This window comes from Streptomyces durhamensis (assembly GCF_000725475.1).
GTDB classification, from domain to species: domain Bacteria; phylum Actinomycetota; class Actinomycetes; order Streptomycetales; family Streptomycetaceae; genus Streptomyces; species Streptomyces filipinensis.
On the sequence record NZ_JNXR01000017.1, the window covers coordinates 79,960 to 104,375 of the forward strand.

Annotated in this window: 15 protein-coding genes and 1 pseudogene; 9 read left to right on the forward strand and 7 right to left on the reverse strand. The window is 71.7% G+C overall.

The genetic code is table 11. From position 1 onward, the window contains the following. Positions 1–78: 78 nt before the first annotated feature. From IO33_RS0125865 to IO33_RS0125900, 8 genes and pseudogenes are all read left to right on the forward strand, one after another. A complete protein-coding gene (locus tag IO33_RS0125865) occupies positions 79–1,077 on the forward strand; it encodes a carbohydrate ABC transporter permease (protein WP_031169128.1) in 999 nt (332 codons plus the stop codon). Beyond that, positions 1,074–1,904 (forward strand): carbohydrate ABC transporter permease, encoded by an 831-nt coding sequence (locus IO33_RS0125870; RefSeq protein WP_031169129.1) that lies wholly within the window; start codon positions 1,074–1,076, stop codon positions 1,902–1,904. The genes IO33_RS0125865 and IO33_RS0125870 overlap by 4 nt, the downstream gene beginning before the upstream one ends. Positions 1,905–1,912: 8 nt before the next feature. Continuing rightward, positions 1,913–3,424: a glycoside hydrolase family 3 protein gene (locus IO33_RS0125875; protein ID WP_031169130.1), complete on the forward strand. Its 1,512-nt coding sequence runs from the start codon at positions 1,913–1,915 to the stop codon at positions 3,422–3,424. 99 nt (positions 3,425–3,523) lie between these two features. Then, the gene (locus IO33_RS0125880; RefSeq protein WP_031169132.1) at positions 3,524–4,558 is read left to right on the forward strand and encodes a phytanoyl-CoA dioxygenase family protein; all 1,035 of its coding nucleotides are present in this window, start codon (positions 3,524–3,526) and stop codon (positions 4,556–4,558) included. Then, the gene (locus IO33_RS0125885) at positions 4,555–5,847 is read left to right on the forward strand and encodes a DUF6271 family protein (RefSeq protein ID WP_031169134.1); all 1,293 of its coding nucleotides are present in this window, start codon (positions 4,555–4,557) and stop codon (positions 5,845–5,847) included. The genes IO33_RS0125880 and IO33_RS0125885 overlap by 4 nt, the downstream gene beginning before the upstream one ends. 107 nt (positions 5,848–5,954) lie before the next feature. After that, on the forward strand, positions 5,955–7,145 hold the full coding sequence (locus IO33_RS0125890; RefSeq protein WP_031169136.1) for a type III PLP-dependent enzyme: 1,191 nt from the start codon (positions 5,955–5,957) through the stop codon (positions 7,143–7,145). After that, on the forward strand, positions 7,142–7,654 hold the full coding sequence (locus IO33_RS0125895; protein WP_031169138.1) for a GNAT family N-acetyltransferase: 513 nt from the start codon (positions 7,142–7,144) through the stop codon (positions 7,652–7,654). Before IO33_RS0125890 ends, IO33_RS0125895 begins: the two co-directional genes overlap by 4 nt. Further along, positions 7,612–8,841, forward strand: a pseudogene (locus tag IO33_RS0125900) (MFS transporter); the annotation flags it as partial. The gene IO33_RS0125895 and the pseudogene IO33_RS0125900, both read left to right, overlap by 43 nt. On the opposite strand, the gene sbnA reads toward IO33_RS0125900, so the two are convergent. The 7 genes from sbnA to IO33_RS50510 all read right to left on the reverse strand — a co-directional run bounded on the left by sbnA (position 8,809) and on the right by IO33_RS50510 (position 22,538). Next, complete coding sequence (gene sbnA / locus IO33_RS0125905; RefSeq protein ID WP_031169142.1) at positions 8,809–9,843, reverse strand: 2,3-diaminopropionate biosynthesis protein SbnA; 1,035 nt, start codon at positions 9,841–9,843, stop codon at positions 8,809–8,811. The pseudogene IO33_RS0125900 and the gene sbnA overlap by 33 nt on opposite strands. A gap of 36 nt (positions 9,844–9,879) precedes the next feature. Continuing rightward, on the reverse strand, positions 9,880–10,950 hold the full coding sequence (gene sbnB, locus IO33_RS0125910) for a 2,3-diaminopropionate biosynthesis protein SbnB (protein ID WP_031169144.1): 1,071 nt from the start codon (positions 10,948–10,950) through the stop codon (positions 9,880–9,882). Further along, entirely contained in the window at positions 10,947–11,951 is a 1,005-nt protein-coding gene (locus IO33_RS0125915; protein WP_031169146.1) for a TauD/TfdA family dioxygenase, read from the reverse strand. The genes sbnB and IO33_RS0125915 overlap by 4 nt, the downstream gene beginning before the upstream one ends. Before the next feature lie 42 nt (positions 11,952–11,993). Then, positions 11,994–15,275: a non-ribosomal peptide synthetase gene (locus tag IO33_RS0125920; protein ID WP_031169148.1), complete on the reverse strand. Its 3,282-nt coding sequence runs from the start codon at positions 15,273–15,275 to the stop codon at positions 11,994–11,996. A 13-nt stretch (positions 15,276–15,288) separates the two neighbouring features. Next, positions 15,289–17,865: a Pls/PosA family non-ribosomal peptide synthetase gene (locus tag IO33_RS0125925; protein ID WP_031169150.1), complete on the reverse strand. Its 2,577-nt coding sequence runs from the start codon at positions 17,863–17,865 to the stop codon at positions 15,289–15,291. A 330-nt stretch (positions 17,866–18,195) separates the two neighbouring features. Then, positions 18,196–22,371 carry an Eco57I restriction-modification methylase domain-containing protein gene (locus IO33_RS0125930; protein ID WP_031169152.1) on the reverse strand — a complete coding sequence of 1,392 codons (4,176 nt, stop codon included), beginning with the start codon at positions 22,369–22,371 and terminating at the stop codon, positions 18,196–18,198. After that, entirely contained in the window at positions 22,371–22,538 is a 168-nt protein-coding gene (locus IO33_RS50510; RefSeq protein ID WP_157857903.1) for a hypothetical protein, read from the reverse strand. Before IO33_RS50510 ends, IO33_RS0125930 begins: the two co-directional genes overlap by 1 nt. Before the next feature lie 148 nt (positions 22,539–22,686). Here IO33_RS50510 and IO33_RS0125940 point away from each other — a divergent pair, with 148 nt between their 5' ends. Then, complete coding sequence (locus IO33_RS0125940; protein ID WP_031169154.1) at positions 22,687–24,342, forward strand: N-6 DNA methylase; 1,656 nt, start codon at positions 22,687–22,689, stop codon at positions 24,340–24,342. Positions 24,343–24,416 lie beyond the last annotated feature (74 nt).

Sequence of the window (24,416 nt, forward strand, 5' to 3'; positions counted from 1 at the left end):
ACAGGGCGTCCCCGGCTCCCTGTGCCGTTCCCACCGCGGCACAGGGAGTTCGTACGGCCACGGAAGAGATGGCAACTCATGTCAGTGCAGACCGAAGGCACGGACACGGCCGGGGAGCCCGCTGTCCGCAAGACCCGGATACCGGAACCGCCCAGGGGTGAGGACCGCGGCTCCCGGTCCCCGGCCCGCCGCGGGACCGCCGCCCCCTACCTCCTCCTGCTGCCCGCGCTGCTCGCCACGGTGGTCCTGCTCGGCTGGCCCCTGGCCAAGAACGGCATGCTGTCGTTCCAGAACCTCAACCCGCGCCAGCTCATCCAGCACCTCACCGAGTGGAACGGGACCGACAACTACAAAGAGGTCCTGACCGGTTCGGACTTCTGGGACGTCGTCGAGCGCTCGGTGGTCTTCACCGCGGTCAACGTCGTCCTGATCATGGTGATCGGCACCCTGACCGGGCTGCTCCTCGCCCGCCTCGGCAAGAAGATGCGGCTGCTGCTGATGATCGGTCTCGTCCTCGCCTGGGCCATGCCGGTCATCGCGGCCACCACCGTCTACCAGTGGCTGTTCGCCCAGCGCTTCGGCGTCGTCAACTGGGTCCTGGACAAGCTGGGCTGGCACTCCATGGCCGACTACAACTGGTTCGGCACCCAGACCTCCACGTTCACCGTGATCATCCTGCTGCTCGTCTGGGGCTCGGTCCCCTTCGTGGCGATCAACCTCTACGCCGCCACCACCACCATCCCCAAGGAGCTGTACGAGGCCGCGTCCCTGGACGGCGCCGGCGCCTGGAAGAGCTTCACCTCGGTGACCTTCCCCGTCCTGCGGCCCTTCCTGTACTCCACGACCTTCCTGGAGGTCATCTGGATCTTCAAGGCCTTCGCCCAGATCTTCGCGATCAACGAGGGCGGCCCCGACCACCTCACCGAGACCCTGCCGATCTACGCCTTCGTCCAGGGCGTCGGCAACCAGCACTTCGGCGTCGGCGCCGCCATCTCGTTCCTGACCATCGCGGTGCTGCTCGTCATGACCTCGTACTACCTGCGCATGGTGCTCAAGCAAGAGGAGGACGAACTGTGAAGCGCTCGCTCTTCGGCCGTCTGTGGCCCAACGCGACCGCCGTCGTCCTCTTCGCCGGCTTCGTGTTCCCCGTCTACTGGATGTTCGCGACGGCCTTCAAACCGACCGGCGACATCATCTCCGAGAACCCGGTGTGGTTCCCGACGAACGTCACCTTCAGCCACTTCGGGAAGGCCGTCCACGCCGACAACTTCTGGACGCTGGTCGGCAACTCCGTGACCGTGACGCTCTGTTCGGTGCTGCTGTCCCTCGTCATCGCCCTGTTCGCCGCCTTCGCGCTCGCCCGGATGCGGTTCAGGGGCCGGCGCGGACTCATCGTGACCTTCATGCTGGCGCAGATGGCCCCCTGGGAGGTCATGATCATCGCCATCTACATGATCGTCCGCGACAACGACATGCTCGACAGCCTGGTCCCGCTCACCGTCTTCTACACGATGATGGTGCTGCCCCTGACCATCCTGACGCTGCGCGGCTACGTCGCCGCCGTGCCCAAGGAGCTGGAGGAGTCCGCGATGGTCGACGGCTGCACCCGCGTCCAGGCCTTCCGCAGGGTGATCTTCCCGCTGCTCGCGCCCGGCCTCATGGCCACCTCGCTGTTCGGCTTCATCACCGCCTGGAACGAGTTCCCGCTCGTCCTGATCCTCAACAAGGACAACGAGAAGCAGACCCTGCCGCTGTGGCTGTCGCAGTTCCAGACCGCCTTCGGCGACGACTGGGGCGCCACGATGGCCGCCTCGTCCCTGTTCGCGCTGCCCATCCTGATCCTCTTCATCTTCCTGCAACGCAAGGCTGTCAGCGGTCTCACCGACGGCGCCGTGAAGGGATGACCCCGCCGATGACCACACTCGCCACCACGGGGTCCGACAGCGGCTCCGCCGCGGGTCCCACCCTCAGCCGCGACGCCCTCGCCGTCCTCCAGCCGGGGTTCGACGGCACCACCGCGCCCGACTGGGTGCGCCGCCGCCTCGCCGAGGGCCTCGCCTCCGTCGCCCTGTTCGGCCGCAACGTCGTCAGCGAGGAACAGGTCACCGCCCTCACCGCCCAGTTGCGCGCCGAGCGGGACGACCTGCTGGTGGCCATCGACGAGGAGAGCGGCGACGTCACCCGCCTCGACGTGCGCACCGGCTCCGCCTTCCCCGGCAACCACGCCCTCGGCGCGGTCGACGACCCCGGCCTCACCCGGGCCGTCTCCCGCGAGCTCGGCCGGCGCCTGGCCGCCTGCGGCGTCACCTTCGACTGGGCGCCCTCCGCCGACGTCAACGCCAACCCCGCCAACCCCGTCATCGGGGTGCGGTCCTTCGGCGCGAGCACCGACCTGGTCGCCCGGCACACCGCCGCCTGGGTCGAGGGCCTGCAGTCCACCGGCGTCGCCGCCTGCACCAAGCACTTCCCCGGCCACGGCGACACCAACGTCGACTCCCACCACGCCGTCCCCCGCATCGACGTCGACGCCGACACCCTCTACGCCCGCGAACTGCCCCCGTTCCGCGCCGCCATCGCCGCCGGCACCCGGGCGATCATGAGTGCGCACATCCTCGTACCCGCCCTCGACCCCGACCGCCCCGGCACCCTCTCCCGCCGCATCCTCACCGAGCTGCTGCGCGGCGAACTCGGCTACCAGGGCCTGATCGTCACCGACGGCATGGAGATGCGCGCCATCTCCGGCACCTACGGCCTGGAACACGGCGTGGTCCTCGCCATCGCGGCCGGCGCCGACGCCATCTGTGTCGGCGGCGGGCTGTGCGACGAGGACACCGTGCTGAAGCTGCGGGACGCGCTCGTGGCCGCCGTACGCTCCGGGGAACTGCCCGAGGAGCGGCTGGCCGACGCCGCCGCCCGGGTGCGCGCACTGGCCCGGTGGACGGCCAGGGCCCGCGGCGGCGCGGCGGACACCGAGCCGCACCCGGAGATCGGCCTGGTGGCGGCCCGCCGCGCCCTGACCGTGACCCGCGGCGCGACCGCCGCGCCGGTCACCGGTGCGGTGTACGTGGCCCGGTTCAACCCGGCCCCCAACATCGCCGTCGGCGACCAGACCCCCTGGGGCGTGGCCGCCGAGCTGGCGCGGCTGCTGCCCGGCACCGCCGCCGGCACCTTCACCGGCGACGGCGCGGGCACCGCGGCCCTCGCCGCCGCCGACGGCCGCCGGATCGTCGCCGTGGTCCGCGACGAGCACCGGCACCCCTGGATGGGCGCCGCCCTCGACACCCTGCTCGCCGCCCGCCCCGACACCGTCGTCGTGGAGATGGGCCTGCCGCAGGCCGCCCCGCGCGGCGCCCTGCACATCGCCACCTACGGCGCCGCCCGGGTCTGCGGCGTGGCGGCGGCGGAGGCCGTCGTCACCGACTGACCCACGGGCCCCGAGGCCGCCCGCGGGCGCGGGCGGCCTCCTCATCGTTTCCTGCTCTTTCCCGGATCCCAACCGCACCTTGTGTTCCAGAGGAATCGCATGCAGACGCCCCACCCCCACCTCCACCGCGCGGCCTCCGGCCGCCCCTACTTCAGCGCCGACGGCGAGACCTACCTCGCCCCGACCCCGCTGCGCCACATCGAGAAGTCCCAGCCCCTCAGGGTGCTGTCCGAACAGGACTTCGCCTTCTGGCAGACATACGGCTACGTCGTCGTCCGCGAGGCCGTCACGCCCGGCGAGGCCAAGGAACTCCTCGACTTCGCCTGGCGCTTCCAGGGCCTCGACCCCGACCGTCCCGACACCTGGTACGCCGAGCCCGAGTTCCGCTCCGAACTCGACCGGCACCTGTACATCTACGGCTTCGTCGAGGCCTACCACCACCAGCTCCTCTGGGACAGCCGCCAGACCCGGCGCGTCTACGACGCGTTCGTGGACGTGTGGGACTGCGCGGAGCTGTGGGTGACCCTGGACCGGCTGAACCTCAACCCGCCCAACATCCGCACCCGTTCGCGCTCCCGGATCGAGCCCGCCGACGAGGGCTTCGACATCGAGCTGCACTGGGACGTCGACACCACGCTCGCCGTGCTCCCGCAGCGCGTCCAGGGCATCCTCGCCCTGAGCGACACCCGGCCCGAACTCGGCGGCTTCCAGTGCGCCCCGGAACTCTTCCGCCGCTTCGAGGAGTGGCGCGTGGCCCAGCCGGCCGGCCGCGACCCGGTCCGGCCCGGCACCGACCGCGCCGAGTTCCCGGTGGTCCGCCCCGACCTCCAGGCCGGCGACCTGCTGATCTTCAACGGACTGCTGGCGCACGGCGTGGCGCCGAACCTCTCCGACAACGCTGTCCGAGCCGTCCAGTACCTGTCGATGATGCCCGCCCTGGAGGAGCACACCGCCCTGCGCGACTCCCGCGTGGAGTCCTGGCGCACCCTCGCCACCCCCGACTGGAACGCCACCCTCCTCGGCGACGCCCGCGAGCCGGAGGCCCGCCGCTACGGCCCCGCCACGCTCACCCCGCTCGGCAGCAGACTGCTCGGCCTGGACTCCTGGGCCACCGCCGCGGAAGAGGCACGGTGAACCAGCGCATCTGCCTCTGCCTGCCCACCAACCGGGCCTGCCCCGCCACTCTCACCGCCCTCAACGACGAGGCCGCCTACGCCGCGCGCCACCACGGCGCCGACGTGCAGCTCCTGATCCTCGACTCCTCCGACGCCCGCACCCGCGCCGAGCACGCCCGTGTCGTCGCCGGACTCCACCCGGCCCCCGGCGTCACCGTCCACCACCTCGACGAGGACGCCCAGCGCACCTTCCTGCGCCGCACCGTCGCGCGGGCCGGCCTGCCGGGCCCTGGCCGCCTGCTGCGTCTCCTGCTCCCGCCGGCCGTCTCCTACGGCGCCTGCACCAACCGCGCCTTCCTGCTGGCCGCCGCCCTCGGCTGCCACTCGCTGCACCGCAGGGACTCCGACAGCGCCTACCAACTCCACGCCGGGCGACCGGTGTTCCCCGTCCACCACGAGCTGCCCTGGCTGGGCCGGCCCGCCGCCGAAGCCACCGCCGCGGGCCTGCGCACCGACCTCGGCGCGACGCCGGCGGACCGGCCGGTGTCACTCGCGGGAGCCTCCTTCATCGGTGAACTCTCCGTCGACCTAGGGGAGATACGCCGGACGGACGAGGGCGTGTACCACGACGTCGTCAGCCTGTGGGCACCCGGCCACTGGCCGGAGGAACGCACCCGGCGCCTGGTCGAGGAGTCCTTCACCGGCGCGGGCACGGCACCGTTCACGCACGACCGGGCGGTACTCACCCGGGTCGACCCCATGCGTGTCGACATGTGCAACGTCGCCTTCCACCGGGCGGTCTACGAACGGATCCCGCTGCCACCCGCCACCGACACCATCGGCAGCGACTACTTCCTCCTCCACCTGGTCCACGACGCCGGTCTCCCCGGCATCCTGCACAACCGCCACATCGCGAACTTCCACACCCCCGAACGCCGCACCGCCACCGGCTTCCCGGCCTACCAGCGCCGCTTCGTGAAGTTCCTGCTGTCGATGCTGTACCTCCACCACGTCTACGACCGCATGGCCGCCGAAGGCGCCGGCCTGCTGGACGAGCGGCACCGGGTGCGGCCCGACCGGATCGTGGGGTTCCTGCGCGAGAGCACCGCCCTGGACCGCGCCGAGAACATCTGGCGCCTGGACCGCATCGACACGGCGTACCGCAAACTGGGCGGCCGGTACGAGGTGTTCGCCGGGCAACTCTTCGCAGAGCGCGCCCGGTTACTGGAAGAGGCCGAGTCGGACATCGAGGACCACGCACACCTGGCCGAAGCCTGGCCGGCACTGACGGAAGCGGCCCGCACATGAGCACCCCGAAGGGGCGCGGGACCCCGTCCGGCATGCGGCTGCCGCCGCGTGAGCGCGATCGGCCGCACCACACCCGCGGCCGCCCGACAGCACCGCGCGGCACGTCCATGGGCGCACTCGCCGAGCCCCTCGCCGCGGCCGAAACGGACCGCATCATCTACGACCTCACCGGCGTGGAGCGCCAACTCACCGCGCTGCAGAGCGAGTTGGGCGGCCTCGACATCCGTTTTGCAGTGAAGGCATGCCCCGTCGACGAGGTCCTCCACAGCCTGGCCACCCGCGGTGCGGGATTCGACGCGGCGAGCCCCGCCGAGATCACCCAAGCCCTCGACGCCGGCGCGCAGCCGGACCGTGTCCACTACGGCAACACCATCAAGTCCGACCACGACATCGCCGAAGCCCACCGCCTGGGTGTCCGCACCTTCGCCACCGACAGCATCGAGGACGTCACCGCCATCGCCGCGCACGCGCCCCGCGCCCGCGTCTTCTGCCGCCTGGCCACCCGTGGTGAAGGCGCCTTGTGGGGCCTGAGCCGCAAGTTCGGCTGCGCCCCCGACGACGCCGTGCGCGTGCTCGAAACGGCCCGCGCGGCCGGCCTCACCCCGGCCGGGCTTTCCGTGCACGTCGGCTCCCAGCAGATGACCGGCGAGGCCTGGCAGCAGGCCGTCGACACGCTCGCCGGGACCCTGACGGCGCTGGCCGGGCGGGGGATCGTACCCGACCACGTCAACCTCGGCGGGGGCCTGCCCGCGCTCGGCTACCGGGACCTCCACGGCAACCCGCTCGAACCGCCCCTGGACAAGATCTTCACCGTGCTCCGCGAGGGCATGGACCACCTGCGCGCCCTCAGCCCCGCCCCGCTCGGCTTCGTCATGGAGCCCGGCCGCCATCTGGTCGCCGACCACGGGGCCGTCCGTGCCCATGTTTCCCGCCTGACACGCCGCCGGCAGCCGGACGGAACCGAAGTCCACTGGCTCTACCTCAGCTGCGGCAAGTTCAACGGCCTGTACGAGATGGACCAGTTGACGCACCACATGGTCTTCCCCGGGCACACCGGGGACGAGGAGCACGTCCTCGCCGTCGTCGCCGGCCCCACGTGCGACAGCGACGACGCCTACGGCGGCGGCCGGCACCCGGTGCCCGTGCCCCGGTCCGTCACCTCCGGCGACCCGGTGTGGATCCTCTCCGCCGGCGCCTACGCCACCAGCTACATGACCCAGGGCTTCAACGGCATCAGCCCGCTGCCGTGCGTGTGCACACGCGGCGCCGGCGTACAGCGAAGGACACCACCGACATGACAGGCCTCGTACGGGGCATCACCGAGGCCGACTGGCCCCTGGTCGCGGCCCTGGAGGCCGGGGCGTACGCCGGCACCTCGCTGACGGAGGGCGAGGCCGTGCTGCGGACCCGCGCCTCGGCGGGCACCAGCTTCGTCCTGGACCTCGACGGCCGGCCGGCGGGCTATGTGCTCGCCCTGCCCTGCCCGATGTTCCGCTGCCCCGACCCGACCCGGGCCGAGCGGCCCCGCCACCGCTCCTTCCACGACTCCAACCTCCACCTGCACGACCTCGTCGTCAGCGCGCCCCTGCGGCGCAGCGGCCTCGGCACCCGCCTGGTCCGCCACCTGACGGACGCGGCCCGCACGCACGGCTACACGACCATGTCGCTGATCGCCCTCGCCGGCCGGGAGCCCTTCTGGCGGGCCCACGGCTACCGCGCCCACCACCGGGCGCGCGTGCCGGCCGGGTACGGCAGCGGCGCGGTGTACATGTCGGCGCGGCTCGCCGCCCTGCGGAAGGCGAGCTGATGCCCGCGCCCTCCTTCGCACGCGCCAAGTGGTCCGTCGCGGCGCTGTTCTGCTTCCTCGGCTTCCAGTACGGCACCTGGGTCTCCCGCCTGCCCGCGCTCAAGACCCGGCTGGACCTGGGCGCCGGGGAGGTGGGGCTGCTGCTGATGGCCTGCGGCGCCGGCGCGGCGGCCTCCTTCCCGCTGGTCGCCGTCCTGATGCGCCGTCTCGGCTCCCGCCGTCTGGCGCTCGCCTCCGCCCTCGGCCTGCTCGCCGTACTGGCCGCCCTCTCCGTCGTACCGGACTATCCGCTCGCGGTCCTCGCCGTGTGCGCCGACGGCGTCGCGGTCGGCTGCCTGAACGTCGCGATGAACGCCCAGGGCGCCGCCCTGGAGACGGTGTACGGCCGCGCCGTCATGTCCCAGCTGCACGCCACCTTCAGCGCCGGTCTGCTCACCGCCGCCCTGCTGGCCTCCGGCGTCACGACCCTCACCGGTTCCGTTCCGGGCCACTTCGCGTCGGCCGGCGCCCTGTTGCTGCTCCTGCTGGTCTGCTCCCGCCCGGGCCTGCTCGGCCACGGGGAGCCCGCGCCGCCGGACGAGCCGAGGCGCCGGGGCAGCCGGGCCCTGCCCTCCGGTACGACCCTGCTGATGGGCTGCGCGATGGCCTTCGGCACCGTCACCGAGGGCGCGATGAACGACTGGTCGACGCTCTACCTGAGGGACGTCGTCAGGGCCTCGGCGACGGTCGCGCCGCTGGGCATCGCGGTCGTCTCGGTGATGATGCTGCTGGCCCGGGTGTGCGCCGACCGCTGGCGCACCCGCTGGGGCGACGGCCGCGTGGTCCGCACCGGCAGCGCCGTGGCCGCCGGCGGCCTGGCCCTCGCCCTGCTCACGGGCGGGGTCGTGCCCACGCTCCTCGGCTTCGCGTGCGTCGGTCTCGGCGCGGCGGCCGTGACCCCGTGCGTGTACGTCGCCGCCGCCGACCGGGGCGCGCCGGCGCTCGCCCTGGTCGCCGCGATGGGCACGACGGGCCTGCTGGCCGGGCCCGCCCTGATCGGCTTCGTGGCGGGCGCGGCGGGCCTCGGCCCGGGTATGGCCACGGTCGCCGCGTCCGCCCTGGTCGTCACGCTGACGGCGACCTGGATCCCGTGGCGGCCCCGGGCCGCCGCTCCGCTACGGTCTTCGCCTGCGGCCCGTCGCCCGTGACGCGGACCTGGGTTCCCGGGGGGCGCTCGGTACCTCTTCGGCGCCGAGTCCGTCCAGCACCTGATCGCCGTACAGGTCCTGCAGCCAGTTGGTCTGGTAGACGGTGTCGAGATAGCGCTCGCCGAGGTCCGGCGCGACGGCCACCGCGGTGAGGCCACGGGTGTCGTGCCGGGCCAGCCAGTCCGTCGCGCCGCTGACCACCGTCCCGGTGGAGCCGCCGAACAGGAAACCGCGTCTGGCCATGCGGTGACACATACGGATGGTGTCCGTCTCCTCCACGCGGAGCACCTCGTCCACATAGGACTCGTCGAGCAACGGCGGGCGCATGCTCATACCGAGGCCCGGGATCATGCGGCGGCCGGGCTCGCCGCCGAACGCCACCGAACCCACGGCGTCCACGGCGACGATCCGCACCGGCCGGTGCCACTGCCTGAACCAGCGGGCGCAGCCCATCAGGGTTCCCGTGGTGCCCGCCCCGACGAAGAGGACGTCCAGTTCCGGGAACTCGGCGGCGATCTCCGGGGCGGTGGTGCGGTAGTGCGCCACCCAGTTCCCGGCGTTGGTGTACTGACTGAGCCAGACGTACCGGTCGTCGGACGCGCACAGGGCACGGACGTACTCGATGCGCACCCCCAGGAATCCGCCGTTGGAGTCCTGGTCGGCCACGACGTGCACCTCGCTGCCGAGCGCCTCCATCAGCAGTCTGGTCGACAGGTTGCACCGGGAGTCCGTCACACACAGGAACCGGTAGCCCTTGCTGGCGGCGATCATGCTGAGCGCGACACCGAGGTTCCCGGACGAGGACTCGACGAGGATGGAATCCGGCGTCAGGAGTCCGTCACGCTCGGCGCTCTCCACCATCTCGTTCGCGGCTTTCAGCTTGATGGAGCCGGCGAAGTTGAAACCCTCGCACTTCAGATAGAGGGGTCGTCCGCAGATCGACTCCAGGTCGACGAAGAGATGGCCCTCGTTGAAGGCGTAGGGAGCGGAAATGACAGGCACGGCGGGCCTCCTGGTGCCCGGCCGAGGACAGAGGCCTCAGCCATGTCGGCGCAGGTCGTGGAAGAAGTCGTCGATGAGGCGGAGGTCCCCCGCCCGGGCTACCTCGTCGTACACGTACTTGCCGACGACGAGGTCGAGGACGCCGAGTCCGAAGGGCGAGAAGACCACCGGCCGGTCGGTCGGCGGTGCGGCCCGTCCGAGCATCACGTCGTTGAGCGTCCCGTTCAGGAAGTCCCGGTTCCCGGTGCGCTGTTCGACCAGATGGGGGGATGTGTCGGCCTTCAGGCAGTGCTCGACGTCGTCGACGAAGTTGGCCGAGCCGAGCAGGATCTCCGGGGCGAGGTCGCGCAGCGACACGTGCAGGACCAGCGGGTTGTGCGTGAACCACGCCGGGTCGGTGACGTGCGGCTCACCGGCGACGGTGGCGAAGACCACGAGGTCGCTCTCCCGGACGAGGTCCTCTGCGCGGTCGTGGACGGTGACCTGTGCGGTGGTGCCGGACTGCCGCAGGTAGCCGCGGAAGCCGTCGGCGCTGTCCCGGGACACGTCGTGCACACCGACCGTGTCGAAGGACCAGCCGGTGCCCGCCAGGAAGGTGTGGATGTAACGGGCGATCAGTCCCGTGCCGAAGAATCCCACCCGGCGGGGGCGGGTCCGGTGCCGGCTGAGCCAGTCGGCCGCCAGCGCCGCGGACGCCGCCGTCCGGGTGGCGCTGATGATCGAGCTCTCCAGACAGGCGAACGGGTAGCCCGTGTCGTGGTCGTTGAGGATGAGCACCGCGGAGGCCCGCGGCAGCCCGTGGCTCACGTTCTCCGGAAAGCTGGAGATCCACTTCAGGCCGTCCACCCGGACCGGCCCGCCGATGGAGGCGGGCAGCGCGATGATCCGCGCGCTGGGGCGGTCGGGGAAGCGCAGGAAGTACGACGGCGGGTTCACCGAGTCCCCGGCGCCATGCAGCCGGTAGGCGGTCTCGACCAGCTCCACGAGCTGCTCCTCGCGCCCGCTCAGCGCACGCTGCACCTGCTCGCCGGAGATCACCGCGAACGCCGGCACCGAGGGCCGGCCGGGCACGGCCGGCTGGGCGGTGGTCGACAGCACATCGGTCATCGCTCGCTCGCCTCCGGGGTCGGGAGGGCGTCGGCCAGGCGCACGGGCTCGCCCATGCCGACCAGGACCTGCCGCTCTCCGGTGAAGGGCTCCCTGCTGTGCGCGGTGCGGATGTTGTCCACGAGCAGCAGATCACCGGCCTGCCAGGGCGCGCGCCGGGTGTGCGCCTCGTAGGTGCTGTTGAGCAGCTGGACGACGTCCTCGCCGATCGGACTGCCGTCGCCGTAACGGGTGTTGAACGGCAGGCCGTCCGGGCCGTAGATGTCCACCAGGTACTCGCGCACCTCCGGGGCCAGCGTCCACTCGTTGAGGAACGCGATCTGGTTGAACCAGCAGCGCCGGCCCGTGACCGGATGCCGTACGACGGCGCTGCGGCGCTGTTCGGTGCGCAGCGACCCGTCGGCCAGCCAGGTGAAGTCGATGGCGTTGGCCCGGCAGTAGCGCTCGATCCCGGCGCGGTCGGCGGTGCCGAACGACTCCGCCAGCGACGCGCCGATCTCGTCGTTGTAGGAGCGGGTCAGCAGCCAGCCCTCCCGCTCGAACCGTTCGGTGAGCCCGGTGGGCAGCGCCCGCAGGACCTCCTCGGCGTCGGCCACCGCGGTCGCCCCGTCCTGCTCGGGTGCGGTCAGGCACGCGAACAGCATCAGACCGGGCACCTGCAGCGGGTAGCTCAGCTCGTGGTGCATGCACATCGGCTGGTTGGCCGGCCAGGGTGTCGAGGAGTACAGCCCGGGGCCGTGCGCCTCGCGCGGGGCGAACGCCTCCCGCTCCGTCATGAGGTCACCGGCCAGACGCGCGAAGACGGCACCGACGGTGTCCGGGTCCCGCAGCCCGAGGCCGCGGACGACCAGCGCCCCGTGCTCGGTGACCAGCGCACGCAGCGCCTCGCGGTGCTCGGCTGCCCAGCTCGGGGCGTCGCCCGGGGCGTCGACGCGCAGCAGTGCCGGCCGGTCGGGCCGCAACTCCACGTCGGGGGGTGATGCCAGGGATGAGGACGGCATCTCGGTTTCCTTTCGGTCGACCGCCTGCTTGGTGGACGGGATTCAGGAGGAGGCAAGGGGGACGGCCGCGCTGAGGACGGCCTGTGCCGCCTCGGCCGGACGGGTGCGCGGGAAGTAGTGGCCCCCGTCGGCCAGTTCGTACAGATCGACGTGTTCAGCCAGGAGCAGCCAGTCCCGGTGCCGGTGCCGGTAGCCGTCCGTGTACGGGTCGTCGGCGGCGACGACCGCCAGGACGGGGGCGGCCAGCTTCACCGGCGGCGGGTTCTCCAGGGCGGCGCGGAAGTAGGCGTGCGCGGACAGGCAGTCGTGCCGGTAGGCGGCGCCGATGTGCCGGGCGTGCTGCTCGTTCAGTTCCGCGAGTTCGGTGTAGCCGCCGTCCGCGGCCAGCCGCGCCGCGATCTCGTCGTCGCTCCGGCTCGCCAGGTCGGCGATGGCGGCGGTGCGGTCGGCGGCGCTGCCGAGCAGGTGCGCGGCGAGGAACACCCGCGTCACCCGCACACCGCGCTCCTGGAGCCGCCTGGCCGTCTCGACGGCCGGCGCGGCGCCCGAGGAGTGGCCCCACAGCATGACCCGGCCGATGCCGCGCGCCGTGATCTCGGCGGCGACCTGCTCGGCGACCTGCTCGATCGGCGCGAACGGCTCGCGGTGCGCGGCCAGGTGGTGGCCGGGCAGCTCCACCGCGAGGACCGCGATGCCGCTGCCCGCCAACGCGCTCGCCACCGGCTGGTAGTTGACCGCGTTGCCACCCGCGTAGGGGAAGCACACCAGGGCGCACTCCGGCGTACCGCCCGCCGTCGTCAGCGGCTGCAGCAGCTCCGGGCGCCGCCGGGCCGTGCCGTCCAGGAGGGCGGCCAGGTCGGCGAGCACCGGGTGCCGGGTGATGTCCTTCAGGGACACCGCCCGGTCGAGCGCGATGCTGAGTCTGACCGCGGTCAGGGAGGTGCCGCCGGAGTCGAAGAAGTGGTCTCTGCGGCCGATCCGCCGCTCGGGCACCCCCAGCAGCTCGGCCCAGGCCGCCGCCAGTCTCCGCTCGGTCGGGCTGAGCAGGTCCCCGCCCGCCCCGTCCGCCCCGTCCGCCCGGTCCTCCTCGGAGGCCGGCACCGTCTGTTCCGCCATCCGGGTCAGCGCCTTGCGGTCGGTCTTGCCGTTGGCGGTCAGCGGAAGCCCGTCCCGCCAGTGGAAGGCCGACGGGACCATGTAGCCGGGCAGTGCCGCCCCGAGCGCCTCGCGCAGCGCCTGCGGCGACTGCCGGGTGCCGGTGTAGAAGGCGATCAGCTGCTTGCTCCCGCCGGCCCGCTCGGCGACGACCACCGCGCCGTCCCGGACGCCGTCCACCCGCAGCAGGGAGTTCTCGATCTCGCCGATCTCGATCCGGAAGCCCCGGATCTTGACCTGGTTGTCCCGCCGGCCGAGGAACTCCAGCTTGCCGCCGGGGTGCCAGCGCCCCCAGTCACCGCCCAGGTAGAGCCGTTCGCCGGGCCGGTACGGGTCCGTCCGGTACGCCTCGCGGGTCCGCTCGGGATCGTTGACGTACCCCCGGCCCACGCAGACACCGGAGAACGCGATCAGCCCCGGGGCGCCCAGCGGCACCAGGGACAGCCGCTCGTCCACGACGTAGACGCGCACGTTGCCCACCGGGCGTCCCAGCAGCACCCGGTCGGGTACGGCGTCCAGGACCTCGTGGTTGGTGTCGTCCGAGGTCTCTGTCAGGCCGTAGGCGTTGAGCAGCCGGATGCCCGGCTGGACCGCGAACCAGCGCTGCACCAGCTCCCGCTTCAGCGCCTCCCCGGTCACCGACACGCACCGCAGGTCCGGGAGCGCGCGCGGGTGCCGCTCCAGGTAGGAGACCACGACCTCCAGATAGGAGGGCACCACCTGGGCCACGCCGACCCGGCCGCGTTCGAGCGTGTCCACGAAGCGCTCCACGTCCGTGATCACGTCCTGCTCGACCAGCAGGGTCCGGCCGCCGACCAGCAGCGCCGAGATCAGCTGCCACAGCGAGATGTCGAAGCACTGCGGCGCCGTCTGCGCCACGACCACGCCCTCGCCGATGCCGAGGTCGTCGATCTTGGCGTGGAGATGGTTGAGCATGCCCGCGTGCTCGCACATCGCCCCCTTGGGCTCGCCGGTGGAGCCGGAGGTGAAGTAGATGTAGGCGAGCCGGCCGGCGTCGATCGGGGTGCCGAGGTCGCCGTCGTCGTGCGGTTCCGCGTACGCCGCGTCGATCAGCAGCTTCTCGCATCCGGGCAGACTGTCCAGCGCCTGGTCGAGGGTGTGGGTGCTGCCGGATTCGGTCAGGACCAGCCGGCACCCCGCCCGCGACAACGTTGCCGTGACACGGCCGGCCGGGAAGTGCGGCTCGATCGGCAGATACGCGCCCCCCGCCTTGAACACCGCCAGCGTCGCCGCCAGCCAGTCGAGGTTGCGTTCGGTGACGACGGCGACCACGTCCTCCGGGCCCAGCCCCCGTGCCAGCAGCGCCCGCGCCAGCCGGTTCGCGCGCCGGTTGAGCTCTCCGTACGTCCACTCCTGCTCGCCGTGCACGGCCGCCACCGCCTGCGGATGCGCCCGTACCCGCTGCTCGAAGAGTTCGTGCGCCCGTGCGTCCGGCAGCGGCCTGCGGGGGCCGGCCAGCCCCTCCAGCTGCTCCTGCCTCTCGTCCGCCGACAGCAGACTCTGCCGCGTGTGGTCGGCGTGCACGTCCGCCGCCATCGACCGCAGCGCCGCCAGGTGGTAGCCGCCGATCCGGGCCGCGGCCGCGGTGTCCAGCACGTCCGTGCGGAACCTCAGACGCAGCATCAGCCGTCCGCCCCGGTCGCACCAGCGCACGTGCAGCACACCGTCGTCGACGTGAGCCTCGTCGTCGCCCATGGGCCCGAACACGACCTCGTACGACGGCTCCGTCAGCCCCAGCTCCCGGCGCAGCTCCGCCACCGGATATTCCCGGGCCGCGAGGAGCTCCGCCTCGGTGTGCTCGGTGGCCGCCACCAGGTCCCGCCAGGATCCCGGGGAGACGGTCAGACGGCAGGGCAGCGGCTCGCCGTGCACGCCGGCGGTGTACCCCGTCACCACCTCCTGCTCGCCGGACAGTGCGGCCAGCACCTTGGCGTGCGCCGCCAGCAGCAGCGCGCTGATCGGCACGCCCGACCGCCGCACCAGTGCGCGGACCGCGTCCGCCACGTCGTCCGGGACCGCCGTCTCCTGCTCGGCCGTTCCGGCCACCGGCTCCTGTGCCCAGCGGGGCACGGCGGTGGCACCGCCGGCGGTCAGCACCCGGTTCCAGAACTCCCGCTCCGGCCGGTCCGTCTCCACGCGCGTTCCCATCGGACGTCCTTCCTCAGCTCACGGTCGCCGCACGGGCGTTTACTGTCGGCGTGGCCCGGCCGGTACCGGGGAGCCGCTGGTCGGCCTCGGACATGTCCACGGCGGGATTGCCACCCCACTGGGCGTTCGGGGGGACTTCCTCGCCCTTCATGAGGAAGGAATCGGGTGCCAGTACCGCACCGTCTCCCATGGTCACGCCGTAGTGCACATGGGCGGCGACGCCCAGCGTGCAGCCGGCGCCGAGCGTGGAGCGGTCGGACTTGAAGGTGCCGTCCTCCTGCGAGTGGCACTGGATCTTGCTCCCGGCGTTGAGGGTGCAGTCGTCGCCGATGGTGGTGAGCGTGCGCTCGGTCAGGTAGCAGCCGTCGTCGAACACTCTGCGGCCGATGCGTACGCCGAGCAGCCGCCAGACGAGGGCCTTGTAGGGCGTTCCGTTGAAGAGGTTGAGGTAGTGGTCCGGCACCTTCCACAGGCGCTCGTGCCACCAGAAGTACGGGTCGTAGATGGAGCACAACCGGGGCCGCAGGCCACGGAACCACGCGATGCAGCGCTCCACCAGGACGAAGTACAGGGTGCTGAACGCGAGCGTGACGGCCAGGTACCCGGCGATCACCACATGGCCGAGCACTCCGTACAGGTCCGCCGACGCGAGCCCGAACAGGGTGAGGGCGAAGGTGTGCAGCCAGCGCGCGAACAGCATGACGGCCATCGAGCGAAGGTTGTAGCGGTTCTTCGCGGCGAGACTGCGGCGCAGCGCGTCGCCGGTCCTGAGGTCGTCGAACCGTGCGTCACGTTCCACCGACCGGGGGATCTCGAAGCACGGTGAGCCGAGGAGCCCCACGTCCTCGCGGACCTCGCCGTCGAGGGGGACCATCACCTTCGTCGCCAGCAGACAGTTGGCCCCTGTTCTGCCGCCCGCGGGGTAGGCGATGTTGTTGCCGAGGAAGTTGCGCGGCCCGATCGTCGCGGTGGACACCCGGAAGGACGTGCCGGAGTAGTCCGCGTTGATGACGGACAGTCCGTCGGCCACCATCGTGCCGCTGCCGACGGAGACGTGGAACGGGGTCTCGTGCTGCACCTCGGTGCCGAAGTTCGACCCGGTCTGCTCGACCCGTGACAGGTCGTAACCGAGGCCCTGCAGATAGTGGACGATGTAGGAGCTGTCACCGAACAGCCACGCGAAGAACTTGATGTTCGTCATGCGGGCCGACGCCCGGTGGACCGCGTAGTGGAATCCGTAGAGCGGATAGACCCGGTCGGGTCTGACGGCCAGGCTCAGCAGCCGCGGAACCGTGTACAGGGCGACCAGGCCGAGGACGACGAAGCCGAAGAACAGGACGAGCGAGAGTTCCAGCGCGTCGGGGATCAGCTCGGACCGCTTCAGCGGGGCCGTCTGCGGGTCGAGCCGGTTGCCGATGGCCGGTACCTCCAGGAACAGCATGTACACACCGCCGACGGCCAGCGGAATGTACAGGAGGAACAGCTGCACCAGCGTCCCGCAGCCGAACCAGGCCCGGCGCGCGGTACCGCACCTGGCCGGCGCGACCCGCACGTAGTCGATCTGTGTGGGCTCCGCCGGCGAGCCGTGCCAGTGCTCACCGTCCGGGACCGCCTGGCCGCGGTGCAGGGCGGAGGCGTGACCGAGCTGAGCGCCGTCGCCCATCGAGGTGTCGATGTCCAGGACGGTCTTCTCACCGATGTACACGTCCCGGCCGAGGGTGATCCGGCCGGTCTGGATGCGTCCCTCGTGTGCCCGGTATCCGAGGAGGAACGAGTCCTTGCGGATCACCGTGCCGGCGCCGATCGTGAGCAGGTCGGTGCAGACCGGTACCGAGTGGGAGAGGATCGTGACTCCCTTGCCGATCCGCGCGCCGAGGGCCCGCAGATACAGCACGTACAGCGGAGTTCCGGTGAGGAAGACCATCGGATTCGCGTGGAGCAGCACCTTGACGAGCCAGAAGCGCAGATACGTCAGGCCCCACACGGGAAACTCGCCCGGTTTCCAGCGGCCGACGAGGAGCCATTTCGCGGCGACCGGGAAGGCGCACAGGGCGATGAACGCGATGCCCCCGAACAGAAGCGACCGCAGATAGATGTCGGCGATGCCCGAGCCGGTGGCGATCCACTCGTATCCGGCTGCGGTGACGAACCCGGAGACAAGGGAGTAGCCGAGGAAGAACAGCAACTGGAAGGTGCCGCAGAGAGTATGACTCCGCCGCTTTCCGTGCTCCCGGGGAGCCGGCGCCGCCACGTCCTGCGACGGCGCCGCCGCGGCGGGCGCGGGAGCGGCCGGTCGGAGGGCCGCGGCCAGGCTGCGGACGGTGGGGTACCGGTAGATGTCCTTCATGGACGGCGAGGGCAGATCCGGCCTTTTCCTTATCCGTGCGCAGAACTGGGCCATGACCAGGGAATTGGCGCCGAGGTCGGTGAAGAAATGACCGTCGACCGGAACCTGCGCGGCGCCTGTCACGTCGGCCAGTGCCTCCGCGAGTCTGCGTTCGGTCTCCCTGGCGTCCGGTCCGCTGTCGCTCAAGGTGACGGCAGGTTCGTCCGGACCGGATATATGGACCTCGGAGGACTGCTCCACCATGCGATCTCCTGGAGGACGTGTGAAACGCCGGTGGCTGGCTCTTTCCTGATGCGAACCGGCATATTCAGTGTGGGCAGACAGCCGTGAGGCTGCCACTCCTCGTAGATCGCCCCGGGCGCGAAGAATTGCGCCGGGCGTCCGTATTCCTTGGTCACGCGCCCGAACGGGGCGCGGCGTGAATCACCCGAACAGCAGTCCCCGCGACCGCCGCACCCGGCGCCCGGCCGAGGCCGCCTCCGGTGGCTCCATGAAACGTTCACATGGCCGATGCCGTCTGTGTATGTTGTCAACAGGTACCCGTTTCAGCGGTACCAGGCCGACCTTCCGGGATCAGCTGTGACGGGGACCCCGGCCGGGCGGCGGGGTGAGGGGGGAGCGGTACGTGCCGGACCCGGCCTCGGTGAGCGGGGTCCTCAGGGTCAGGCCGGCGCCGGCCATGCGGTCGTACTCGGTGAGGACCAGGCGCTTGGTGCGGTACTCGCCGAACGCGGCGATCTCGTTGTTCCTCAGACCGCCCGACTCCGTCCGGAAGGACTCCAGGACGTAGTCGGTGTCCTCGCGGGAGATTCCGTACAGATGGAAGAAGTACGCGTCCAGTTCGCCGCGCAGCTGCGCGCGGCGGTCCTCGTCCCACCGGAACGGTCCCCCCTCGTCACCCAGGTCCCGGGCGAGCGGCGTCATGTCGTGGGCGGTGTGGACGAGTTCCACGACACGGGGGAGAAGGAACGGCAGATGGGGTGCGAGGGCGTCGGGGGTGGGCACGGGGAGCTGCTTCCAGATGAAGAGCCCCATGCTCGTGCCGCCGATCTTCTGGCGGCTGATGAAGTCGAAGACCAGGGAGGACTGAGCGGCGACCAGCGCCGCGACCAGGGGAGGGGTCACGCGCGGCATCATCAGGGGGAACTTGTGGCCGACGGCCGTGCGCGGGAGGAAGGCGGGGATGGCGGTGCGCTCGTTCGTCGAGGCGGTGACGTCGCACCAGCCGCAGAGCCAGTCGCGGTCCCAGCCCTCCTCGGCGAGGCGCGGCTCGATCCCCTTGACCTGGACGTCCCTGGAGTTGCGGCGGGTGGGCACCGTGCCGTCGCGCTGGATCCAGTGGAGCGGCAGCGCCGGCCGCCCGGGATCCCGCAGCTCCTCGGCGGACAGGTACCTGGGCTGGTTCTGACGGGTGACGGCGGTCGGGCTCTTGACCACGTCGGCGGCCCGGTGGTTGAAGAAGTCCACCATCTTCGCCTCGTACAGCGGCAGCATCCGCTCCCCGCGCCGCTCGAAGACGTTGCCCCGCAGCTCCCAGCCCTCGCCTTCGAGCCGCTCGCGGCTGCGGAAGAGGTCGGAGTCGTCGGTCATGTCGAACAGGCGCTTGAAGGCCATGCCCCACGGGTTGCCGTCCGGGCGTCCCTCGTGCCACAGCACCGGCAGCCGCCGGTACACTGCGGCCGTGATGTCCGCGTCGCGCTGCGTGCGGAACACCGGGAGGGTGCCCGTGTTGGGGTTGATCCGGGCCAGGTCCTCCGGGTCCAGGGCGAACAGCCGCCGCGGGTCCTCCAGATCCGTGAGGTCGGACAGGAAGAAGCCGACGCGGCTGGCGTCCGCGCGCGCGGCGCGGCCGGTCAGGGAGAGCAGACAGAACTTGTAGCGGGAGTCCACGCTCTCGAACCACTTGCCGCCCCTGGGCAGCGCGGGCGACTTCGGGCGGCGGTTCTCGAAGTCGTACAGCGACGCCAGGACCCCCCGCCGGGTGAAGTCGCCGAACAGGTACTGGGAGCCCGCGCCGGTCGCGACCGCCGTCGGCAGGATCAGACCGAACCGCCCCTCGGGGGCGGCCACGCCCGCCATCCGCTCGGCGAACAGCGTGTCCGTCTGCAGGGAGTTGACCCCCTTGACCGTCAGCCCCTTCGCGCACAACGGGAACACCCCCGAGTCCCCCGCGAAGTGGAACGTCCCCTTGACCGCGCGCCGCGCCTCCCGGTACCGCCTGCCGGCCTCCGGATGCTCCCGCTCCCACTCGGCGATGCGGGTACGGCGGGCCGTGCCGGAGATCTCCGCGATCTCGGGGGCGACCACGCTGAAGTACTTCTTGTCCTCGAAGTCGACCTTGTCCCAGGGCGGGTTGCCCACCACGCACGAGAACCCGCCGGCCCACCCCGTCACCGGGTCGACCGCGCCCGGGTCCGCCGACGCGTCGCCGTCCTCCGGGACCCGGAAGATCTCGGGGAACTCCAGGTGCCAGTGGAAGAAGGCGTACTGGTCGCGCAGGCGCACGATCTCGTCGTGCGTCGAGCGCGGCGCCGCGTCGCCCCCGGGGTCCTGCAGCCCCCGGAACACCTTGTGGGTGACGGCCGGCGGCGCGTCCTCGCGCTTGACCCACACGAACGCCGCGCACCAGGCGTCCGCCAGGTGCAGGGCGTGCAGGTACTCGGCCGAGGTCGACCAGTCGCGGTAGGCGGCCTCCTTGCGGCGGACGTCGGTGAGGCTGTCGGCCGGGGACGCGGTGATCCGGCGCAGCCCGCGGGCGAACGAGGCGTTGGCGACCTTCGTCTCCGTCTCGACGTCGAACAGGCCGCCCTGACCCCCGCGTTCGAGTGCGTTGCGGTGCAGCAGCGACCGAGCCCAGGCCTCGTCGTCGCCCTCGGCCCTCTTGAACGCCCGGTCCGGGATGCCGTCCCGCAGCAGGGCCGGGGTCGCCCCGACGAGGCCGTTGCCGTGCCTGATGCGGGAGTCGAGGAAGCCGAGGGGGCGGCCGGGCTCCATGGCCTCCAGCCAGAGGGAGACCTTGGCCAGCTCGACGGCCATGGGGTTGAGGTCCACGCCGTACACGCAGCGCGCGACGACCTCGTGCAGGGCGTGCCGCACGGCCCCGGCCGTGGGCTCGGGGTTGCGCTCACGGACGGCCGCCACGCGCTTCGCGATACGGCGGGCCGCCGCCACGAGGAAGTGGCCCGACCCGCACGCGGGGTCGCAGACCGTGAGGGACAGCAGTTCCTCGACGATCGTGTCGGCCTCGGGGCGTCCCTCGGCGCTCGCCCGCCGCTCCCCGCGCTGGACGGCGTCGTCCATCACCGGGTTCAGCGTCGAGTCGAGCAGGGTCTCGGTGAGCGCGCTCGGGGTGTAGTAACTGCCGGTCCGCTTGCGGTCGTTGCCGATGCGGTCGACCAGTTCGAAGGTGCGGTCGGCGGCGCTGTGCTTCGGCACCAGCTCCAGCAGCGCCTCGTACACCGAGCCGAGTTCCTCGGCGCCCATGTGCAGGTAGTCGACGGGACGCCAGCGGGCGGAGCCCGCGTCGCGCACCCGCGCCAGATGCTTGACGGCCTCGAAGAGATGGCGGTTGGCCAGCCGCGCACCGCGCAGCGGCCCGTCGGCTGGGGTGCTGTCGAAGAGGCCGCCGAGACCCCGCAGACCCAGCTCGGGGCGGCCCTCCTCGGAGCCCAGCGCGTCGATCAGCAGCTCCAGGGCGCGGTACTCGTCGTCGTGGTTCGTGCCCAGGCGGCGCAGGGCACGGCGGCGCAGCCGGGCCGTGGAGAAGTAGCGGGCGAAACGCTCGCGGGTCCGTTCGTCCGCCCCGGGATCCAGCAGGGCGTCCCGGTCCTCGGCGACGAAGAGGAAGATCATGCGGTACACGAGCCGCAGCAGCGCCGTATGGAAGGCGTGGACGTCCAGGCGCTCGCGGAGCGCGGTGTTGTGCGGGTGGCTCAGGAACCCCGTGCCGAGGACGGTGAGGGCCGCCTGGACGCCGTCGCGGAAGTGGTCGAGCGCCCGGCTGCCGGACTCGATGGCGACCGTCCGCCACTTCTCCAGCCAGCACCCGGAAGCCGCCGCCCCCTGCGGCACCGTGAACCGGGAGGCGTGCAGCAGGCTGTACAGCAGCACGAACTCGCTGAACAGCTCGCCGTCGAAGAGGGCTTCCAGATCGAAGTCGACGTAGGCCGCGGTGGAGAAGGACGAGGAGTCGCGCAGCAGACGCAGCCGGCGGCCGTTGGAGAGGACCGCCCACAGGTGGGCCTCGGTGCGGTTGAGGCAGTCCTGGAGCATCGACTGCGCCGGTACCTGGCCGGGGGCCGGTCGTCTGTCCAGCTCCTGGTTCCACGGCAGCAGATGGACCAGGGCCGGGCCGTGGTGGTGGGAGACCGGGAACCGCTTGTCCGGGTCGGAGTCGGCGGGGATGCCGTCCGGGTCGACCTCCCTGAGCGCCCCGAAGTCCAGCTTGCGGAAGAGCTGGGCGAGCCAGTCGGTGCCGGCCCGGCCGGTCGGGTCGGCGGCGGGCGCTCCGGTGGCCGGGTCGGAGGGCAGGGCCGTGCGCAGGTCGCGCCAGAGCGGCTTGAGGTACTCCCAGGCGCGCTCGGCCTCGTCGCGCACGGGGACCGAGGCGGGCAGGCCGTAGTCGGCGGGCTGGGTGCCCGGCAGGTTCCGGGCCTCGGCGATGCGCAGCAGCATGTCGGCGGGGAGCAGTCCGCCGACCGTGGTGACGGCGGTGAAGGCCAGGGCGGTGCGGGTGGCGGCGGCGGGCATCAGGCTTCGGCTCCGGAGACAGTAGACGCTGGCTGCGGCAGGTGGACGTACACGCCGAGGACGTCGGCGGGCTCCTGCGGGACGGCCTTCAGGCCGCGGACGATCTCGTCGTCGGCCTCGTGCACCCGGCGGTGCGAGTAGGCTCCGTCGACCGTCTCCCCGTCCACTGGCCCTCCCGGTTCACCCGCTAGCGTGCGAGGCGGGCACCTCCCGCTACATCCCCGGAGGAGCGTATACCTTCACAGCGGTCTTATGTGTACGTCGTCAACGTGTCATTTTCTAGCGGGTTGGCGGCGGTCCGTGTACGGTGGGGCTATGACGGACAATGCCGCTCCACCGGTCGCCCCCCTGGTCACCGGCGCCGAGATCGCTCGGCTGGCCGGAGTCACTCGGGCTGCTGTCTCCAACTGGCGTCGGCGGTACGACGACTTCCCCGCGCCGGCGGGAGGTGGTGCGAACAGTCCGCTCTACGCGCTCGCGGAGGTCCAGGAGTGGCTGGACAGACAACGAAAAGGCCAGGAGGTGTCCCCCGAGGTCGAGTTGTGGCAGGCCATGCGGGCCGTGTACGGGGAGCAGATGGTCGAGGGCTTGGCGCAGGTCGCCGCGGTGCTGGCAGGGGAGACCGGCCCCGGGCTGCCGGATGACGTCGTCACCCGGGTACAGGGACTCGCGCAGACCGAATCGCCCGTCGACCTCGTCAACGGACTGACCGATCGGTTCATGGACTCCGCTCGGCGTACGGGTTCCGACCAGGTGACCCCCGAGCGCGTGGTGCGTGCCGTGTGCCACTTCGCTCCGGAGCTGGCGTCCGACGCCACGGTCTTCGATCCTGCCTGCGGAATCGGGGTACTGCTTCTGTCCCTCGCTTCCGAGGCCGGGATGCGTTGCCGTGGCCAGGAGATGGATGCCGACGGCGCTCGCTTCGCACAGCTCCGGGCCGACCTCCTGGGCCGATCAGGCGTGCGCATCGTGTCAGGTGATTCTCTGCGCGCGGATCAATGGCCGGACCTCAAGGCCGATCTGGTCGTCTGTGACCCACCAGCGGGCGTGACCGAGTGGGGGCGGGAGGAGCTGCTGCTCGACGCCCGCTGGGATCTCGGCACCCCGTCCAAGGCCGAAGGGGAGCTCGCGTGGCTCCAGCACGCCTATGCGCACACCGCGCCCGGCGGCCATGTCCTCATGGTCATGCCGGCCTCGGTCGCCTACCGCAAGGCGGGTCGCCGCATCCGGGCGGAACTCGTACGCAGGGGCATCGTGCGCCAAGTCATCGCCCTGCCACCGGGGACGGCGACCTCGCACGCCCTGCCTGTCCATCTGTGGTGTCTGCAGCGTCCCGTGAGCCCGGGAGTCGCCGACACCGGCCACACCGTGCGCATGGTCGACCTGACGGACAACAGCCCCGACGGGGATCTGGAACCACGCTCCGACCAGGTCGCCGACGTACCGCTGATCGAACTCCTCGACGACACCGTCGACCTGACACCTGGGAACCATCTCCGTTCCCGGCACCGCGACTTCCCCGGTGAGTACGCTGACCTGCGCAAGGAACTGGAGGACCAGGTCCGCCGACTCGCCGCCCTTCTGCCCGGGCTTGTCCCGGGCGGCGGCCCGGGCTCGCTGGACGGCGCCACCACCAGCGTCGCGGATCTCGCCCGCGCCGGGCTCGTGGCGTACGACGGTCCGGAGCCGGTCTCGGCCAGCGAGCAGCTCGACACGGACTATCTGCAAGGATTCCTGCGCAGCTCCGCCAACGCCCGCAGGTCCACGAGCGCCAGCGGGTCCTATCGGTTGGACGGCCGGGGTTCACGAATCCCCCGGATGGGCATCGACGAGCAGCGCCGGTACGGTTCCGCCTTCCGGGCCCTGACCGCCTTCGAGGAAGGGATGCGCAAGGTCGATGAGCTGAGCCGTCAGCTTGCCGAGGTCGCCCGTGACGGTCTCGCCACGGGCGCCCTGGCACCGGAGGAATGAGGAACCGCGCCGTGCGGCCGATCAGGCGACGTGCGGAAGAAACGACATGAGGTCGCTTCCTTTCCGCAAGCTGG

Bases quoted from the DNA above. Each gene is read 5' to 3' on its own strand.
- IO33_RS0125865 (WP_031169128.1), top strand. From the start codon at position 79: ATGTCAGTGCAGACCGAAGGCACGGACACGGCCGGGGAGCCCGCTGTC.
- IO33_RS0125875 (WP_031169130.1), top strand. From the start codon at position 1,913: ATGACCACACTCGCCACCACGGGGTCCGACAGCGGCTCCGCCGCGGGT.
- IO33_RS0125880 (WP_031169132.1), top strand. From the start codon at position 3,524: ATGCAGACGCCCCACCCCCACCTCCACCGCGCGGCCTCCGGCCGCCCC.
- IO33_RS0125890 (WP_031169136.1), top strand. From the start codon at position 5,955: ATGGGCGCACTCGCCGAGCCCCTCGCCGCGGCCGAAACGGACCGCATC.
- IO33_RS0125895 (WP_031169138.1), top strand. From the start codon at position 7,142: ATGACAGGCCTCGTACGGGGCATCACCGAGGCCGACTGGCCCCTGGTC.
- sbnB (WP_031169144.1), bottom strand. From the start codon at position 10,950: ATGACCGATGTGCTGTCGACCACCGCCCAGCCGGCCGTGCCCGGCCGG.
- IO33_RS0125915 (WP_031169146.1), bottom strand. From the start codon at position 11,951: ATGCCGTCCTCATCCCTGGCATCACCCCCCGACGTGGAGTTGCGGCCC.
- IO33_RS0125920 (WP_031169148.1), bottom strand. From the start codon at position 15,275: ATGGGAACGCGCGTGGAGACGGACCGGCCGGAGCGGGAGTTCTGGAAC.
- IO33_RS0125925 (WP_031169150.1), bottom strand. From the start codon at position 17,865: ATGGTGGAGCAGTCCTCCGAGGTCCATATATCCGGTCCGGACGAACCT.
- IO33_RS0125930 (WP_031169152.1), bottom strand. From the start codon at position 22,371: ATGCCCGCCGCCGCCACCCGCACCGCCCTGGCCTTCACCGCCGTCACC.
- IO33_RS0125940 (WP_031169154.1), top strand. From the start codon at position 22,687: ATGACGGACAATGCCGCTCCACCGGTCGCCCCCCTGGTCACCGGCGCC.